Origin of the sequence: Brenneria populi (assembly GCF_036016195.1) — a bacterium.
Taxonomy (GTDB): Bacteria; Pseudomonadota; Gammaproteobacteria; order Enterobacterales; family Enterobacteriaceae; genus Brenneria; species Brenneria populi.
Genome location: NZ_JAYWTM010000024.1, coordinates 1 through 17,931, shown reverse-complemented (window position 1 = coordinate 17,931; position 17,931 = coordinate 1). Strand labels below are relative to the sequence as shown.

Genomic DNA, 17,931 nt, shown 5'->3' with positions numbered 1-17,931 from the left:
GACATGACCAGTACCGATCTTCTCCTCCCCCTGCTCGCCGTCCCGCTCGCCGCCGCGCTGCTGGCTTTTCTGTGCCGCTTCGGCGGCGGGCGGGCGCGTACGCTGGTGAGCCTTATTCACCTATTGGGCATTATCGCCCTGTTGGCGCTCGCCATGCGGCAGGTCTGGCTGGTGTACCGGTTCGGCGAAATTCTCGCCCTCCATAACTGGCTGCATCTCGATAGCCTCAGCGCCCTGTTCCTCGCCATTCTCGGCATCATCGGCTTTATTACCGGGTGGTACTCCATGGGCTATATGCGCCATGAGGTCAACGGCGGCGAGATCACGGTAACCACGCTGTGCGACTACTACGGCTTCTTTCATCTGTTTCTTTTCACCATGCTGCTGGTCATCACCAGCAACAACCTGATTATGATGTGGGTCGCCGTCGAAGCCACCACTCTGAGCTCCGCCTTTCTCGTCGGGCTTTACGGACAGCGCTCTTCGCTGGAGGCGGCCTGGAAATACATCATCATCTGTACGGTCGGCGTCGCCTTCGGCCTGTACGGCACCGTGCTGGTGTACGCCAACGCCGCCGGCGTGATGGCGGAGCCGGGAAACGCCATCTTCTGGACGGAAGTGCTGAAACATGCCGGCGAGCTGGACGGCACGCTGATGCATCTGGCGTTCATTTTCATCATCATCGGCTTCGGCACCAAAACCGGCCTGTTTCCGATGCACGCCTGGCTGCCGGACGCGCACAGCGAAGCGCCGAGCCCGACCAGCGCGCTATTGTCCGCGGTATTGCTGAACTGCGCGCTGCTGGTGATCGTACGCTATTACATCATCGTCAGCGCCGCCATCGGCGACGATTTCCCCCGTCTGCTGCTGCTGGTGTTCGGCATGCTGTCGGTGGCGATCGCCGCATTTCTGATCCTGGTGCAGCGCGATATGAAACGCCTGCTGGCCTATTCCAGCGTGGAAAACATGGGGCTGATCGCCGTGGCGCTGGGAATTGGCGGCCCGCTGGGCATTTTCGCGGCGCTGCTGCATACCCTGAACCATAGCCTGGCGAAAACCTTGCTGTTCTGCGGTTCCGGCAACGTACTGCTGAAATACGGCACGCGCGATATGGATGCGATTAAAGGCGTTATGCGCGTCGCCCCGCTCACCGGAGCCCTGCTGGCCGGCGGAGCGCTGGCGCTGGGCGGGATGCCGCCTTTCAACGTATTCCTCAGCGAATTCATGACCGTAAGCGCGGGGCTCGGCGCCGGACATATCTGGCTGACGATTATCCTGCTGCTTTTGTTGACCGTGGTGCTGGCCGGGTTAGTGCGCATGGTCGCCGGCACCGTGCTGGGCGGCAGTCCGCAAGCGGTGGCTAAAGGCGAACTGGGGATCATGACCACCGCGCCGATGGCGCTGCTGCTGATCCTGATGCTGGTGATGGGCACCCATATTCCCCAGCCGGCGATCCGCCTGCTGGAAAACGCCACGGCCATCGTCGCCGACGCCGGCGCGGGACAGCGCAACGAGAGAGAGTCCGAAATCCCGCTCCCGTCGCCCTGGCGGTATAGCGCGCAACGCGCCGCGCCCGCCGACGCCCCCCGATTTCACGCCGCTGAACGTTCGGCGCCAACCCCTTTCCGTCAGGAGATGTATCGTGATGAATGAAACCCCAGCTTCCAGCCAGGCGTCGCCTGCCGACAGACTCGGCGCCGCTTATGCCGCGCAGGTCAGACAGCGATTCCCGGCGGCCATTCTGGAGCAAGAGTGGCAAACGGCGAATCAGCTGACCCTGACCGTCAAACCGGACGCCCTGCCCGAGGTGGTGGCGTTCCTTTACTACCAGCAAGGGGGCTGGCTCTCCGTGCTGTTCGGCAACGATGAACGCTCATTGCATGGCAGCTTCGCCGTTTACTATGTGCTGTCGATGGAACAGGGCGAAAAGTGCTGGGTGATCGTCAAAACGCTGGTCGACCCGGATAACCCGGAATATCCGTCGGTGACGCCCCGGGTACCGGCGGCGGTCTGGGGCGAGCGCGAGGTGCGCGATATGTACGGACTGATCCCGGTAGGTTTGCCCGACGAGCGGCGGCTGGTGCTGCCGGACGACTGGCCGGACGATCTCTATCCGCTGCGCAAAGACGCCATGGATTACCGCCAGCGGCCGGAGCCCACCCGCGACGACGAATCCTACGTCTTCGCCAACGAAGCCGCCGGCGCCACCCGCGTGGTGCCCATCGGGCCGCTGCACGTCACCTCGGACGAACCGGGACACTTCCGCCTGTTCGTCGACGGCGAGCGGATTATCGACGCGGACTATCGCCTGTTCTACGTCCACCGCGGCATGGAAAAGCTGGCGGAGACGCGCATGGGCTATAACGAAGTGACCTTCCTCTCGGACCGGGTGTGCGGCATCTGCGGCTTTACCCATAGCGTGGCTTACGCCTCCTCGATCGAAAATGCGTTGGACATCGCCGTTCCGCCACGGGCGCACGCCATCCGCAGCATTTTGCTGGAGGTGGAGCGTCTGCACAGCCATCTGCTGAATATCGGGCTCGCCAGCCACTTTGTCGGTTTCGACACCGGTTTTATGCAGTTTTTCCGCGTGCGCGAAAAGTCGATGACCATCGCGGAAATGCTGACCGGCGCGCGAAAAACCTACGGTCTGAATCTGATCGGCGGCATCCGGCACGACATCCTGAAAGAGGATCGCTTAAAGACCATCAGGCTGATCCGCGAAATGCGCGCCGAGGTGAGCCAGTTGACCGATATGTTGCTCTCCACGCCCAACATGGCGCAGCGCACCCAGGGGATCGGCATCCTCAATAAGCAGGTCGCCCGCGATTACAGCCCGGTCGGCCCGATGATCCGCGCCAGCGGTTTTCAGCGGGATATGCGCATCGACCACCCTTACGCCGGCTATGCGGATCTGCCGATGGAGCTGCATCATCTGGATGCGGGCGACGTCTATTCCCGCGTGCTGGTGCGGGTGCGCGAGATCTTCACCTCGATGGCGATGATTGAATACGCGCTGGACAATCTGCCGGCAGGGCCGCTGCTCAACGAACATTTCACCTATCGGCCGCACAAATTCGCCCTGGGCTTTTCCGAAGCGCCGCGCGGCGAAGACATCCACTGGAGCATGACCGGCGACAACCAGAAGCTGTTTCGCTGGCGCTGCCGCGCCGCCACCTACGCCAACTGGCCGGTGCTGCGCTACATGCTGCGCGGCAACACCGTTTCCGACGCGCCGCTGATTATCGGCAGCCTGGATCCCTGTTACTCCTGCACCGACCGGGTAACGCTGGTCGATGTGCGCAAACGGAAAATCACCACGGTGCCTTATAAAGAAATGGAGCGTTACGGCCTGGAACGCACCCGTTCGCCGCTCAAGTAGAGGGATGCATCATGCTGAAACTGTTTAAAACCATCCTCAAGGCCGGCGACAGTACGGTGAAATACCCGTTTAAACCGCTGGATGTCGCAGCCGGCTTTCGCGGCAAGCCGCAATACGACGCCAAACAGTGCATCGCCTGCGCCGCCTGCACCATGGCCTGCCCGGCCAACGCGCTGACGATGGAAACCGACGTCGTCGGCGGCACTCGCACCTGGCAGCTGTTTCTCGGGCGCTGCATTTTCTGCGGACGCTGCGAGGAGGTCTGTCCGACGCGCGCCATCGTACTGTCGCAGGAGTTCGAAATGGCCGTCGCCAGCAAGGCCGATCTCTATCAGCGGGCGACCTTCGACCTGCTGAACTGCCGCGTTTGCCGCCGCCCTTTCGCCCCGCAAAAAGAGGTGGAGTACGCGATGGCGCTGATGGCCCAGTCCGGCCTATCCGCACAAGAGGTGGAGTCACGGCGAGCCCACTTTGAAACCTGCCCCGAATGCAAACGCAAACAGAATATGGTCAACAAAGACAATGTGACGCTGAGCCGGTACGTTCAGCCGCCGGCCGGCTCCCCGTCCGCGACGATCAAAGGGAGCGAATTATGAGTACTCGGTCAACCGGCGCCGATCACTACCGCACCACGCCGATAGCATTGGATGAACAGGCGCAGCGGCTGAAAAAAACGCTGCTGAAAGATATCCGGCGCTCGGCCTACGTTTACCGCGTCGACTGCGGCGGCTGCAACGGCTGTGAAATAGAGATTTTCGCCGCCATAACCCCGGTGTTCGACGCCGAGCGTTTCGGCATCAAAGTGGTGGCCTCGCCCCGCCATGCCGACATTCTGCTGTTCACCGGGGCGGTGACCCGCGCCATGCGCACCCCCGCGCTGCGCGCCTATGAATCCGCCCCCGATCCGAAAATTTGTATCTCTTACGGCGCCTGCGGCTGCGGCGGCGGGATTTTCCACGATCTCTACTGCGTCTGGGGCGGCAGCGATACCATCGTGCCGATAGACGTTTATATTCCCGGCTGTCCGCCGACGCCCGCCGCCACCCTTTACGGCTTCGCCGTCGCGCTGGGCCTGCTGGAGCAAAAACTGCACGGCAGCGAACACCGACAGGGAGAGGATGAGACGGCCGCCCTGATTCATCCGCACGCGCCGCTGGATCTGCGCGTACTGCTGGAGCGGGAAGCCCGGCGTATGGCCGGCTATCGTCAGGGGCGGGAGATCTGCGACGCCTTTTTGGCCCGGCTGGAAAATCAGCCGCCGGAGGGCTTCGACCGGCGCATCCGCGACTGGCTGCAGGCGCATAACGATCCGCGGCTGAATGAAATCGTCGGACGCTTGCAACACATTTATCTGTCACTGCTCAAGGGGGAGCGCTACCGATGAACAGCCAGGCGATATTCTACGCGCTGAATCAGAAGTTCCTCGACAGCAAGGATAAAGTGCCGGAACAGGCGCAGCAGGTGATGTACTACTCGCTGTCGATCGGCCACCACGTCGGGGTGATCGACTGTCTGAAACGGATACTGAGCTGCCCGCTGACGGGCTACCGGCAGTGGATCGATCAACTTCCCGAGGGGGAAGCGCGGCGTAAAATGGCCGGGCTGATGAAGTTCGGCGAGATCGTCATTGATAGCAGCCACGCCGGGATGCTGGGGCGGGCTTTTAGCCGCTTATCCGACGCCGGGGATGCCTATCCCGACTGGACCGCCACCCTGCTCGCCTATCTGCTGGCGATTGAACGGGAAACGGCGCTCTATTTGATGGTGAGACGAATTGATGACTGAACTTAACCCACGCACCGACAATATGGTGCTCGCCGTCGGCAACAGCATGATGGGCGACGACGGCGCCGGGCCGCTGCTGGCCGAACGCATGATGCGCGATCCGGTAGCGGGCTGGTCGGTGATTGACGGCGGCGTCATTCCCGAAAACGCGGCCCACCGGCTTCGCCTTCTGAAGCCTAAGCGGCTGCTGGTGGTGGATGCCAGCGACATGGGATTGCCGCCCGGCGCGATACGCATCCTCGACCCGGAGCGCATCGCCGAGGATTTACTGATGAATACGCATAACCTGCCGCTGAATTTTCTTATCGACAGTTTGCAAGAGGATATTCCCGAGGTGATCTTCCTCGGCATTCAGCCGGCGCTCGTCGCGTTCTATTTCCCGCTTAGTCAGGAAGTGGAGCGGGCGGTGGAGCGGATTTACCGGCGGCTGGCGGAGTGGCAAGGAGACGGCGGGTTTCAGCGGCGCTAAACCGCGCCGCGCGGATGGCGGTGAAACCAGGGGCGCGTCGCCGCGCCCGGATAAGCGCATAAGCGGCGGCAACGCTTAAGCCCGCGTTCAGCAACGTCGCCGAGCATTATCCCCGGCGCTCGCCTACCGACAGCAGCGGCGTTCGCCCCGTCATCGCCCGGGGCGCGACGCTCTCCCGCCGCGCCTCCGCCTGTCGGCCGGCCTGCTCCTCAAGCTGAAAAACCCCCACCGCCGCCGTCAGTTCGCTGGTCTGTTTATCCAGCCTGGCCGCGGCTTCCGCCGATTGTAATACCAGCGCCGCGTTCTGCTGCGTCACCCCGTCTATTTCGTGGATCGCCTGGCTAATCTGACTGATGCCGCGCGTTTGCTCATCGGTAGCGGCCGCGATTTCGCCAATCCGCTCGTGCAGATGACTAATCGCGCCGATAATCGCCGCCATCGCTTCGCCGGACTGGCGAACCAGGCTGGCGCCGGCAGAGACGCGGGATACGGACTCGGCGATCAGCGTTTCAATCTCTTTCGCCGCCTGCGCGCTGCGCTGCGCCAGGATCCGCACTTCCCCCGCCACCACCGCGAACCCCCGGCCCTGTTCTCCGGCTCGGGCGGCTTCAACCGCCGCATTGAGCGCCAGAATATTGGTCTGAAAGGCGATGCCGTTAATCACCGTGGTAATATCGGCCACCTTACGCGAGCTGGCGCTAATCTCATCCATGGTGGTCATCACGCCGTCGCTGATTTCGCCGCCCCTGGTCGCCACGCCGGAAGCTTCCTGCGCCAGTTCTCGCGCCTGATAAACGTTTTGCGCGGTTTGTTTTACCGTAGCGCTGATCTGCTCCATGCTGGCGGCAGTTTCCTGAAGCGCCGCCGCCTGCTGCTCGGTCCGGCTGGAGAGGTCATCGTTGCCGTTTTTAATGTTCGTGGTACCGTTATCGATCGCCGTGGCGCTTTGGCGAATTACCGTGACGGTATCGCGCAGGCTTTTCTGCAACCGTTTGATATCAGGAATCAATCGCCCTGCGCAGTTGCTGCCGAATTCGGCCAGCTCGTCCGCCAGCCGGCCGGAGGTCAGCTGAGCCAGATGCGACTTAAGCACCCCGATCGGTATCACCAGATAATTTCTTAAATAGTACTCGGTGAATATCAATACCATGACGCCGAAAACCATGGCCGCGATCAGAACATTGCGATTATCGATATTGTATTCATTCACCACCGGAGCAAATTCCGCCGCGGTAATTTGATCGGTATATGCCTTGATGTTATCGCCGAAGGTCAAACTTATCGGCGGATAAACATCGCGAAATATTTGCTCAAATCGCTCTTGATTATTTTGTTGCAGCGCGGCATTCATCGGATCAATGGCCGTTGAAATTAACGTTGACCAGTTATTGGTAATATCGTCAATCGCTTGCCGATCCACCCCGATATGCTCCGATGATTTAAACTTCGCCAGCGCTTCCCGCGTGTTCTTTATGGCGCTCTGCGCCATATCCAGCGTATTCTTCGCGCTGTCCGGATCGCCGCGCTGCAAATAATCCATGGTCCGTTCCATACGGGTAACGGCTCTAAAGTATTGATCGCTGCCATAGACCAAATAAGCGTAAGTTTTTCGCTGTGTTTCATTTTTATTAATTAAATCAGTAGCCTGATGGAGCGAGTAGAGGCTATAGCCCGTGGCCGCCCCCCAGACTATCAGCAGGAAAGCCACAATAATTAGCACCATAATTCTTATGCTGATATTTTTTAGAAAGCTCATAATAAACTCCATATATTCATCATATAACGCTTACATCCAATATCACGGTGACAATGCTTATTTTTTAATGATGCCTATAGCCGATAATCCGCCGCAGCGCGCATGGCGGAAGAAACAACGCGGCAAGAGAGAAACGGATATCCTTAAAACGGGCGCAACGCGCATGAAAGTCAAAACGCCTTGCCAGAGTTCGGGTAAATAAAGTATATACCCAAAATAATTCGAATTGCAGACAAGCGCCAAGAGGGGGAAATGCGCCGGCAACATATTTTCCCGCGCGGCGGGCGGCGACGGACCGCGCGAACGCCTACTGCTTTTTGCCGCGCAGCTTTCTGGAAAAGGCGCGGAATTTGTTGCGCAGACCGATAAGCGGATACATAACGTTATTGATTCTTAAATCGATGTCATAGAATTTTTTCAGGGCGAAAGCGTCATTCACCCGGCAGACGGTCAGGCTTCCCGCATCGGATAAATCAATAATCCGCAGCCCGTCGCCGGTCAGGATAATATTGCCGGGATGAATATCGTTGGACGCCAGCCGATGACGGTGCAGGTCTTCGATACAGGTTTTAATTTCCTCTTTATAGGGAGAAAAATCGCTCAGCTCGGCCAGCGGCTTGCCCTCTATATATTCCGTCAGGACATAGCTCTCCAGCGCTTCGCGGTGCCTGACCTTTTCAGCGACGGCATAGACATCCGCCGTTTTGGTACACCCCTGCTCGCGCGCCGCGGCGACGCGGTAAATTAATCGGGAGTAGTAAGGACCGAAGATAAAACGCGAGATGCGTTTTTCCAGCCGGGGATCCCGCTCACGCTCCCACTTCAGCACATATTTCGCGTTATCGACGTTAATTAAATAAACTTTGCGATCGACGCTGCCGCTGCTCAACTCTTGGTAAGGTATTTTCCCGAGGCAAAAATCACGCAGGATTTGCACATAGGCTCCGCGGCGGGATTTTTCATACAGTTGAAAATCGCCGGCCTCTTTTCGGAAAATAATTTCAGACATGATAGTACCTGACGTTACTATATCTTAGTAAACAAACATTACTCTCCTGGTCAGGAATTTTTTTACAAAAACCGTCATAAAAAATTCATCTTTTGATGATTCGTGCGTTTCCCCGCCGCCGCCCTGTCGTCAAATCTGCCGAAACCGCCGCCTGCCGTCGTCATCATTGCCGTTTCAATCGGACTTCCGCAAACAAAATAAAAATAAAAATATTATTATTCATACAGTTAAACAAAAAAGCCATTCTTGGCATAAAGCATGCTTACCGGTGGTGAAGTGTCGCCGCTTGCGCTATCGACACCATGATTTTTCACCTGACTCCGGGTTGGAGACGATGTTATGAACCGCTTCGTTATTGCAGATTCAAAGAAATGTATTGGCTGCCGCACCTGTGAAATTGCCTGCGTATTGGCCCACGGCGACGGCAAAACGACTTCATTATCCCCTGAACGCTTTTCACCGCGCCTCAGGGTGGTCAAGGGGATGAATATCAGCACCACCGTTCAGTGCCGTCAGTGCGAGGACGCCCCCTGCGCCAGCGTGTGTCCCAACGGCGCCATTATCCGCGCGGATGACCATATCAAGGTGCTGCAGGAAAAATGTATCGGCTGTAAGACATGCGTCGTGGCCTGTCCCTACGGCGCCATGTCGGTGATCGGGAAGCCGGTCGCGCGCGTCGACCATTACCAGACGCTGGGGCTGTGCATCAAAGCCGAGGCGCAGAAATGCGATCTCTGCGAAGGGCGCGCGGCGGGCCCCGCCTGCGTCGAAGTTTGTCCGACCAAAGCCTTACGAACGATCGGTCATGACGACATTCAAGCCATGATCCGGCAAAAACAGCGGCGTGCGGCGCTCGATGACGCCGCGGGCATACAGTTCTGAACGGTGCCGCTCAAGGCACGCTGAAGGAGAAGAGTCATCATGCGGAAAGTTATTACCGTCTGTCCCTATTGCGGATCGGGCTGCAAAATTAACCTGCTGGTTGAAAATGGAAAAGTGGTTGGCGCGGAGGGCGCCAACGGTCATACCAACGAAGGCGAACTGTGCCTTAAAGGCTATTACGGCTGGGATTTTCTTAACGACACCAAACTATTGACGCCGCGCTTGAAACAGCCGCTGATCCGGCGCCGTAAAGGCGACCCCTTTCAGGCGGTGTCCTGGGATGAAGCCATAACCTTCGCCAGCTCGCGCCTGAAAGCCATCAAAGAGAAGTACGGCGCCGAATCCATTATGCATACCGGATCGTCGCGCGGCCCCGGCAATGAAACCAACTATGTGATGCAAAAATTCGCGCGCGCCGTCACCGGCAACAACAACGTTGACTGCTGCGCCCGCGTCTGCCACGGCCCTTCCGTCGCCGGCCTGCGAGTGACCCTGGGCAACGGGGCGATGAGCAATTCCATCAACGAAATCGAGCACACCGAATGCATCCTGGTGTTCGGCTATAACGCCGCCGATTCGCACCCTATCGTCGCCCGCCGAATCCTGAAGGCCAAAGAGCGCGGCGCCAAAATCATTGTGTGCGATCCGCGCCATATCGAAACCGCGCGCATCGCCGACCTGTGGCTGCCGCTGAAAAACGGCTCCAATATGGCGCTGGTCAACGCCTTCGCCAACGTGCTGATCGATGAGGGACTGTATAACCAGGAGTATGTCGCGCGCTATACGGAAGGGTTCGAGGAGTATAGCCGGATCGTCGCCAAATATACGCCGGAATACGTCGCCGATATCACCGGCCTGGCTCCTTCGCTGGTACGCGAGGCGATGCGCATGTTTGCCGCCGCTCCATCCGCCACCATTTTGTGGGGCATGGGCGTCTGTCAGTGGGGGCAGGGCGTGGATGTGGTCAAGGGGCTCTCCGGGCTGGCGCTGCTGACCGGTAATCTCGGCCGTCCCAACGTGGGCGTCGGCCCGGTGCGCGGACAAAATAACGTGCAAGGCGCCTGCGATATGGGCGCCCTGCCGAATATGTTTCCCGGCTATCAATCGGTTACCGACGAGCACATCCGTCATAAATTCGCCAGCGCCTGGGGCGTGCCGAGCCTGCCGGACAAAATCGGCTATTCGCTGACCGATGTGCCGCACAAAATAAAAGAGGGGAAAATCAGAGCGAACTACGTGATGGGCGAAGATCCGCTGCAAACCGAACCCGACCTCTCCATGATGCGCGAAGCGTTTAACGAACTGGAACTGCTGATCGTACAGGATATCTTCATGACCAAAACCGCGTCGGTGGCCGACGTGATCCTGCCGGCGACGTCATGGGGCGAACACGAGGGCGTCTATTCCGCCGCCGACCGCGGCTTTCAGCGTTTTTACAAGGCGGTGGAGCCTAAAGGAGATGTCAAACCCGACTGGGAAATCATCAGCCTGATGGCGACCGCGCTCGGCTATCCGATGCACTACAACAACACCCAGGAGATCTGGGACGAGCTGCGCCAGTTATGCCCGCTGTACTACGGCGCGACCTACGAGAAAATGGCGGGGCTGGGCTACGTGCCCTGGCCCTGCACGACGGAAGAGAGCCCCGGCACCCCCTGGCTGTACGCCGGCAACCACTTTGACCGCCCCGGCGGCAAAGGACTGCTGTTCGCCACCGAATGGCGCCCGCCGATGGAGCGGGTCGATGAGGAGTACCCGCTGGCGCTGTGCACCGTGCGCGAAGTCGGCCACTACTCCTGCCGCTCCATGACCGGCAACTGCACCGCGCTGCAAACGCTGGCGGACGAACCCGGCTACGTGCAGGTCAATCCGCAGGATGCCGAACGCCTGGGACTGCGCGATCAGCAGCTGGCCTGGGTCTCTTCGCGACGCGGAAAAGTGATCACCCGCGTCGCCGTCAGCGAACGCGTCAATAAAGGCGCGGTTTATATGACCTATCAGTGGTGGATCGGCGCCTGCAACGAACTGACGCTGGATCACCTCGATCCCATATCAAAAACGCCGGAATACAAATATTGCGCGGTCAGGCTGGAAGCGATAGAGAATCAGCAATGGGCGGAAAATTATGTCCGACAGGAGTACAGCCAGCTGAAGTCCCATCTGCGTAAAACGGCGGAGGAGCTCGGATAACCCCGGGGCGGGCGCTACCGCCCCGGCAATGCCGCGCGCCTTCCCCGTCATGCCCGCGGCAGTAGGCGGGCATCGCAGGCGACGCCGAGTCGTCTGGAGAGGCAGCTCCCCGCCTGCGCGGGGATGACGACGCTGGAGCGGAAGCGGCGGAATATGATCCGCCATTTACTCCATCTCCTCAATCGCCTTAACGGAAATTCCCATGCGCTGCATGCGCGACAGCAGCGTGGTGCGTTTCAATCCCAGCCGCGCGGCGGCGCCTTTCGGCCCGGCGACGATGCCGTTGGTCTCCTTCAACACCTGAATAATCCGCTGGCGTTCGGACAGCTCTTCGTCATCCGCGATCGCCGGCGACGCCGCCGGAGCGTTTTTTGCCGTTATCTCCGGCGTTTTAGGCCCGCTTGACGCGGGCTGAGGGTATTGCAATTCCGCCAGCTGCAGATTGAGCGTGGCGCCTTTCGTCAGGATCACCGCCCTTTCAATCACGTTTTCCAATTCGCGCACATTGCCCGGCCAGGGCAGCTTACTGAGCTGACGCAACATGTCGCAAGGAATGCTATCGATGTTTCTATTCATCCGCCGCGCAATCTTGCGGGTAAAAAACTTCGCCAGCAGCGGAATATCCTCGGGACGCTCGCGCAACGGCGGGATCACGATAGGAAAGACATTCAGCCGATAATAGAGATCGCTGCGATATTCCCGATCGGCCACCATCTGTTTCAAATCGCGGTTGGTGGCGGCGATCAAGCGCACATCAACGGAGATCACTTTACTGCCGCCCAGGCGTTCTATTTCCCGCTCCTGCAATACCCGCAGCAGTTTCGGCTGCAGCTCTAAAGGAATATCGCCCACCTCGTCCAGAAATAGCGTGCCGTTATCCGCCATTTCAAAACGCCCTTGCCGCTGAGCAGTGGCGCCGGTAAAGGCGCCTTTCTCGTGCCCGAACAGATCGCTCTCCAGCAATCCGGAAGGAATGGCCGCGCAATTCATTTTCACCATGCGTTTGCCGTTACGCGGGCTCAGGCTATGGATGGCGCGGGCAATCAGCTCTTTCCCGGTTCCGGTCTCTCCCAGAATCAGCACGGTGCTGTCGCTGCCGGCCACCATTTCCACCTGCTCCAGCACCTGACGAATGGCGGCGCTGCGGCCGATAATTTCGCCAAAGGCTTCGCCGCCCACGCTTTGGCTGTGTTCGGTCAACTGCTCCGTCAGGTAGAAATTTTCATGGATCAGGCTATCTTTCAGGCGGCTAATCTGCTGATAGGCCAGCGCGTTATCCAGCGCAATGGCGATGCGCGACGCAATCTGGCGCAGCAGCTTCATCTCCGCGTCATTGACCGACAGTTCGATACCGTGGGCCAGCTCCAGTACGCCCAGAACGCGATTGCCGAAAGCCAGCGGCAGCAGACAGGCATGATGCAATCCGCCGTCGAACCACTGCGCCAGGCTGCGTGGCCGGCCGGGCTGAGCGTTCCGGTCGCGATGATTAATCAGCATGGGTTCCTGGGTGCGTATGACCTCGGCCGCCAGCATCTCTTCCAGCGCCAGCTCCCCTTCCCCCAGACGCGGGCTCTGTCCGGGACGATAGTGCGTCGCGTAATACTTCAGCGTCTTATCATCGTCATCGTTATCCCGAAAAGTCAGGGCCACGAAATCGATATTAAAAAAGCGGTGGATCTCTTTGGAGACCTCCTGCGCCAGCGCCTTCAGTTCCAGTTTGGAAATAACGGTGTTGGTCACATCCACCAGAATACGGAAGTGGTCGCGCTCATGGCGCAGCATCTCCTCTTCACGCCGCGCTTGCTCCCGTTCGCCGATGTTTTCCAGCGCCAGCGTAACCACGCCGGACAGCGCCTGAAAAAAAACGATTTCACCGTCGTCAAAGCGGCTACCGTCCGTTTTGATGAATTCAATGCCCCCCAACGGGCGGTGCGCCGTCAATAACGGCAGCTGGCAGTAGTCGCTGAGTCCGGCGTAAACCGGCTGACTCATCAGGCGGGGAAAATCATGCTGAAAATGAACCCCGTCGCAATGCAGCAGCGTATGGGTATTCCATACGATATCGCCCGGACCGTCCAATAACGACAGGGTTTCTTCGCTACGGCGAACTTCGTGCGCATCGCGGTCGTGATAGTAAAATGCGGCCTGATTATGCAGGGGATCGATCAGCAGCAGATTGACCCGCCCGAAGCGCACCACCGAAAAAGAGAGACTATCCAATACGTGTAACAGAGTATCAATGCTGCGCTGCTGCAACAGCGTCTGCGACGCCTTCAGCAGCGTATCCTGCCATAGAATCGACAACCTTGATGGAGAATCTGTCAACCGTATCGCCATAGTTACCGCAATAAAATCACCATGAATAATGTGGTTAATAGTGTAGGAGTTAACGAACAAAAAACCTATGTCGGCATGCCAATAGGTTGATCTGCATCGTGCTTAAGCGGCGCTTTCCTGGCAGAAAAGAGCGTGAAGAATCATTTACTCATTTCAACACGCCCCCAGCGCGATGCGCATCGCGCCGCTTTATGCGGGGTATGCCGCTAATATCGCGGCGGGGCGCCACCGTTAACATAATTAATACTTTTATTTATCAAAATAAAACAATTATTTCCCATTCCGTTATTTTTATTGCGGAAATAATGAGCGGCGACGACGGGTATTTGGCAATAATATTGATAACGGGCGAACGCATAATCTTTTGATGACGGCAAGAGAAATTAAATCGCCATAATAAAGCCGGCAGAGAAAGGCCTAATAAAATTTTATTTATTGCTAATAGGCGCTCTATCATAAGAAAATCTAATATCTAGCCATTTTTCACAATCGATCTGAAAAACCGCAGCTCAACTATTTGTTTCTTATATTTTTTATTCCAAATATATTTGCCGTTGTTTTACAGAGATTGCCGCCATCGGAGGTCATGACGCCCCCGTTAGACATGTATTTTTTTCATCAAATTGTTATAATTTGCCACCCGTCACATAGAAAAAAACGGTAAAAGACAAAAATCCATGTAATATCAGGCAGTCAGATACAACACCCCAATAACAGTAAGGGTGCTGGATTTTTTGCGTTCAAGGAATGCGCATCGATCCATCACATAACAATAATACTGTGTGTTGTCTGAATCTTATTCATCAACATGAGGTTAACATGCAAAGGCAGAAGTTACTTATACAGATAGTCGTGGCTATCATATTAGGGATATTAATAGGATGGCTATGTCATCAGTATCTTGAAGGCGGGCGCGCGAAAGAAGTGGCCTCTTATTTCAATATGGTTACCGATATCTTCCTACGTCTGATCAAGATGATCATCGCGCCGCTGGTATTCGCCACGCTGGTTTCGGGTCTGGCCAGTATGGGCAACTCTTCTGCCGTCGGGCGTATCGGCCTAAAAGCCATGACCTGGTTCATCACCGCCTCGATTCTCTCCTTGATTATCGGCATGGCTTTGGCGAATTTCTTCCAGCCCGGCGCCGACATGAATCTGGAAATTCCGGCCGCGTCCGCCCATGTCGCCACCGGTCTGAACACCGATGGCTTTACGCTTAAGAGCTTCATCAGCCATATTTTCCCGAAAAGCATCGTGGAAGCGATGGCGAACAACGAAATCCTGCAAATTCTGGTGTTCTCCCTGTTCTTCGGCTCTGCGCTCGCCTATGTGAAGCACAAAAACAAAAATGCGAGCGTCATTTCATCCATGATCGAAGAACTGGCCAAGATCATGTTCCGCGTGACGGATTACGTGATGAGCCTGGCGCCCATCGCCGTCTTCGCCGCCATCGCCTCCGCCATCACCACCCAGGGGCTGGGCCTGCTGTACGACTTCGGCAGACTGATTGGCGAATTCTATCTCGGTCTGATAGTGCTGTGGGCGGTGTTGTTCCTGGTAGGCTACGCATTCCTCGGCAAGCCGATCGTCACGCTGGGAAAACTGATCCGCGAACCGACCATGCTGGCCTTCGCCACGGCCAGCAGCGAATCGGCCTATCCGAAAACCATGGAAGCGCTGACCAAGTTCGGCGTGCCAAAGAAAATCACCAGCTTCGTGCTGCCGCTGGGCTACTCATTCAACCTTGACGGTTCAATGATGTACCAGTCTTTCGCCATCCTATTTATCGCCCAGGCCTACAACATCGATTTAAGCCTGACGCAGCAAATTCTGATTCTGCTGACGCTGATGATCACCAGTAAAGGCATGGCGGGCGTGGCGCGCGCTTCCGTGGTGGTGGTGGCCGCAACGCTGCCGATGTTCAGCCTGCCGGAAGCCGGCATTCTGCTGATTATCGGTATCGACCAATTCCTGGATATGGGCCGCACCGCGACCAACGTTATCGGCAACAGTATTTCTACCGCCGTTGTCGCCAAGCTGGAAAACAGCATCGGCGCGCCGGAGGAAGAGGAAGATGAAGAGATTGAGTATGAAGAGGCTAGCGCGAATCGGTAATTAATCGCTCGCGTTGCCTTTGAAACGGCGGCCTTGACGGCCGCCGTTTTATTTTTACCGGCTAATGCCGGCGCAGGCTTTTCACATAACGCCAGAACTTTTCCGACGCCATATTCAGCTTGGTATCAAGCCGATAGATATAAACCCCCATCCGCATCACCGCATTTTCCAGATCGACGACGGCGAGCGTTTTGTCCCGCAGCTCGTCCTGAATCGAATAGTCCGGCAGCCAGGCGATGCCAAACCCCTGTTTGGTCATGCGCTTCAGCAGATCGCTCATGGATGAAACAAAGGTGATGGCGAATTTATTGCCGTCGATGCCGGCGAGATAACGGTTTACCTGACGCCCCATATAGCTGTTATCGGTATAATTCAGCAACGGCGCCGCCGGAGCCTTGACATCAAACAGCGGCCGCCCCTCGCCGTCGCACGCGCAGACGGGATACAGACGGGATTCCAGTATTTTCGCATGCATAAAAGGCTCGGACATCAAATCCTCATTATAGAAAGAGATAATGAAATCACTGCGGCCTTCTTTTAAGTTTAATACCGCCTCGTCCACGTCGATGGATTCAACGTAAAATATCTTTTCTTGAGATTCCGGTACGTTCTTTAATAATTCCGGCATAATGAAAATCGACAACGAATGCGCTGCGGCGATAGTGATTTTATTTTTATAGTTACTGCCGCCGTGCAGCTTATTTAATTGATACTCTAAATCATCCAGCGTATTACGAATATGCGCATGAAAAACCCTGCCCTGCTCCGTTAATTGCAATGGCGATGAGGTTCGGTCAAAAATATCGAAACCGATCGCCGTTTCCAACGCGCGAATACGCCGGCTGAATGACGACTGAGAAATATTTCTTTTTTCCGCCGCAACCGTAAAACTCCGATATTCCTCCAGAGCGATAAAATCATAGAGCCACTTTGTTTCTATATTATTCAGCATGATATTTCACCGCGTTGACAAACCCACGAAAAGCATGAAGAACCGACGAGCTATGCAAATCATACATAGCGAATGGGAATTTAGCAATTCACATTGCGCGGAGATATGCAATGATGCCTTCAGTTTCAAAAACGCGATGAGGCAAGCAGCATGAACAGTTTAGTAGGTATTCTTGGCGGTATGGGACCGGGCGCAACCGTTGATGCCATGCAGAAGTTGATCAAAAACACCCCCGCCTATCGCGACCAGGATCATATTCCGACGATCGCCGTTTCCATTCCGGATATTCCAGACAGAACAAAATGCATTCTTGACCATAGCGCGTCGCCGCTGGAAAAAATGATTCAGTATATGAAAATATTGGAGAATGCCGGCGCCGAGTGCATTATTATTCCGTGTAATACCGCACACTACTGGTTTAATGAATTAAAACTGCACACCCATGTTGAAATGATCAGCATTATTGATGCGACCTGTCAGGTTATTCAGGATAAAAAAATCGCCGACGTGGGTTTACTGGCGACCACCGCCACCGTTAAGGCGCAGATTTATCAAAATAAACTGAGTAAAAATAACATTCACTGCCACACGCCGACAGAAACTGAACAAAATCAGGTGATGGAGAGCATTTACGCTTATAAATCCGGCGACGCGCAAAGCGCTCATCGCCTACTCGCGCCGATAAAAGATCGCATGCGGCAAGACGGAGTGGAAAAAATCATTCTGGGCTGTACCGAACTCCCCCTTATCCTGGAAGATGAGATCAGGAAATCGCCGGAAAGCTATATTGACGCCACCGAAGAGCTGATTAAAAAAACCGTCGAATGGTACTTCACCCATACGCATAGAAACGAAGCCGCGGCCTGATACCCCATCGCGCGGGCGGCATTCGCCGCCCGCCGCCAATCTCAACGCCATCCTCTCGCTTACCCGGCGGTAAATTTCACGATAACACCGCGTTATCACTCAGAATTGCAACAAGTTGCGCATTCTCTCGCCAAACAGAACAAATATGTGGTTTCCGCCTTTGACATGCATCAAGCGCCTCGCTATG

Annotated in this window: 14 protein-coding genes; 10 read left to right on the top strand and 4 right to left on the bottom strand. The window is 56.5% G+C overall.

The features are described from left to right. Positions 1-3: 3 nt before the first annotated feature. From VSX58_RS18185 to hycI, 6 genes are read left to right on the top strand one after another with little or no spacing between them, the layout of a single operon-like run. Complete coding sequence (locus VSX58_RS18185; protein ID WP_327619328.1) at positions 4-1,653, top strand: hydrogenase 4 subunit F; 1,650 nt, start codon at positions 4-6, stop codon at positions 1,651-1,653. Next, positions 1,646-3,382 (top strand): hydrogenase large subunit, encoded by a 1,737-nt coding sequence (locus VSX58_RS18180; protein ID WP_327619327.1) that lies wholly within the window; start codon positions 1,646-1,648, stop codon positions 3,380-3,382. The genes VSX58_RS18185 and VSX58_RS18180 overlap by 8 nt, the downstream gene beginning before the upstream one ends. Before the next feature lie 11 nt (positions 3,383-3,393). Beyond that, complete coding sequence (hyfH, locus tag VSX58_RS18175) at positions 3,394-3,978, top strand: hydrogenase 4 subunit H (protein ID WP_327619326.1); 585 nt, start codon at positions 3,394-3,396, stop codon at positions 3,976-3,978. Then, entirely contained in the window at positions 3,975-4,766 is a 792-nt protein-coding gene (nuoB, locus tag VSX58_RS18170; RefSeq protein WP_327619325.1) for an NADH-quinone oxidoreductase subunit B family protein, read from the top strand. Before hyfH ends, nuoB begins: the two co-directional genes overlap by 4 nt. Then, a complete protein-coding gene (locus tag VSX58_RS18165; RefSeq protein ID WP_327619324.1) occupies positions 4,763-5,167 on the top strand; it encodes a formate hydrogenlyase maturation HycH family protein in 405 nt (134 codons plus the stop codon). Before nuoB ends, VSX58_RS18165 begins: the two co-directional genes overlap by 4 nt. Further along, positions 5,160-5,636, top strand: coding sequence for a hydrogenase maturation peptidase HycI (gene hycI, locus VSX58_RS18160; protein ID WP_327619323.1), 477 nt, complete (start codon positions 5,160-5,162; stop codon positions 5,634-5,636). Before VSX58_RS18165 ends, hycI begins: the two co-directional genes overlap by 8 nt. Before the next feature lie 106 nt (positions 5,637-5,742). Here the strand turns inward: hycI and VSX58_RS18155 are convergent, their stop codons facing one another. Next, positions 5,743-7,392 (bottom strand): methyl-accepting chemotaxis protein, encoded by a 1,650-nt coding sequence (locus tag VSX58_RS18155; RefSeq protein ID WP_327619322.1) that lies wholly within the window; start codon positions 7,390-7,392, stop codon positions 5,743-5,745. Between the two features lie 307 nt (positions 7,393-7,699). After that, on the bottom strand, positions 7,700-8,401 hold the full coding sequence (locus VSX58_RS18150; RefSeq protein WP_327619321.1) for a lipopolysaccharide core heptose(II) kinase RfaY: 702 nt from the start codon (positions 8,399-8,401) through the stop codon (positions 7,700-7,702). Between the two features lie 339 nt (positions 8,402-8,740). On the opposite strand from VSX58_RS18150, the gene VSX58_RS18145 reads away from it, so the two are divergent. Beyond that, positions 8,741-9,283, top strand: coding sequence for a 4Fe-4S dicluster domain-containing protein (locus VSX58_RS18145; RefSeq protein WP_327619320.1), 543 nt, complete (start codon positions 8,741-8,743; stop codon positions 9,281-9,283). Positions 9,284-9,322: 39 nt separating this feature from the next. Beyond that, positions 9,323-11,473, top strand: a complete 2,151-nt coding sequence (gene fdhF / locus VSX58_RS18140; RefSeq protein ID WP_327619319.1) for a formate dehydrogenase subunit alpha — start codon at positions 9,323-9,325, stop codon at positions 11,471-11,473. Between the two features lie 165 nt (positions 11,474-11,638). On the opposite strand, the gene flhA is transcribed toward fdhF, so the two are convergent. After that, a complete protein-coding gene (flhA, locus tag VSX58_RS18135; protein ID WP_327619318.1) occupies positions 11,639-13,810 on the bottom strand; it encodes a formate hydrogenlyase transcriptional activator FlhA in 2,172 nt (723 codons plus the stop codon). An 819-nt stretch (positions 13,811-14,629) separates the two neighbouring features. Between flhA and VSX58_RS18130 the strand changes: the two genes are divergently transcribed. Next, a complete protein-coding gene (locus VSX58_RS18130) occupies positions 14,630-15,925 on the top strand; it encodes a dicarboxylate/amino acid:cation symporter (protein ID WP_327619317.1) in 1,296 nt (431 codons plus the stop codon). Between the two features lie 61 nt (positions 15,926-15,986). Here VSX58_RS18130 and hypT read toward each other — a convergent pair whose 3' ends face one another. Further along, positions 15,987-16,877, bottom strand: coding sequence for a hypochlorite stress DNA-binding transcriptional regulator HypT (gene hypT / locus VSX58_RS18125; protein ID WP_327612377.1), 891 nt, complete (start codon positions 16,875-16,877; stop codon positions 15,987-15,989). Between the two features lie 150 nt (positions 16,878-17,027). Between hypT and cuyB the strand changes: the two genes are divergently transcribed. Beyond that, on the top strand, positions 17,028-17,744 hold the full coding sequence (gene cuyB, locus VSX58_RS18120) for a cysteate racemase (protein WP_327619316.1): 717 nt from the start codon (positions 17,028-17,030) through the stop codon (positions 17,742-17,744). The last annotated feature ends 187 nt before the right edge of the window (positions 17,745-17,931 follow it).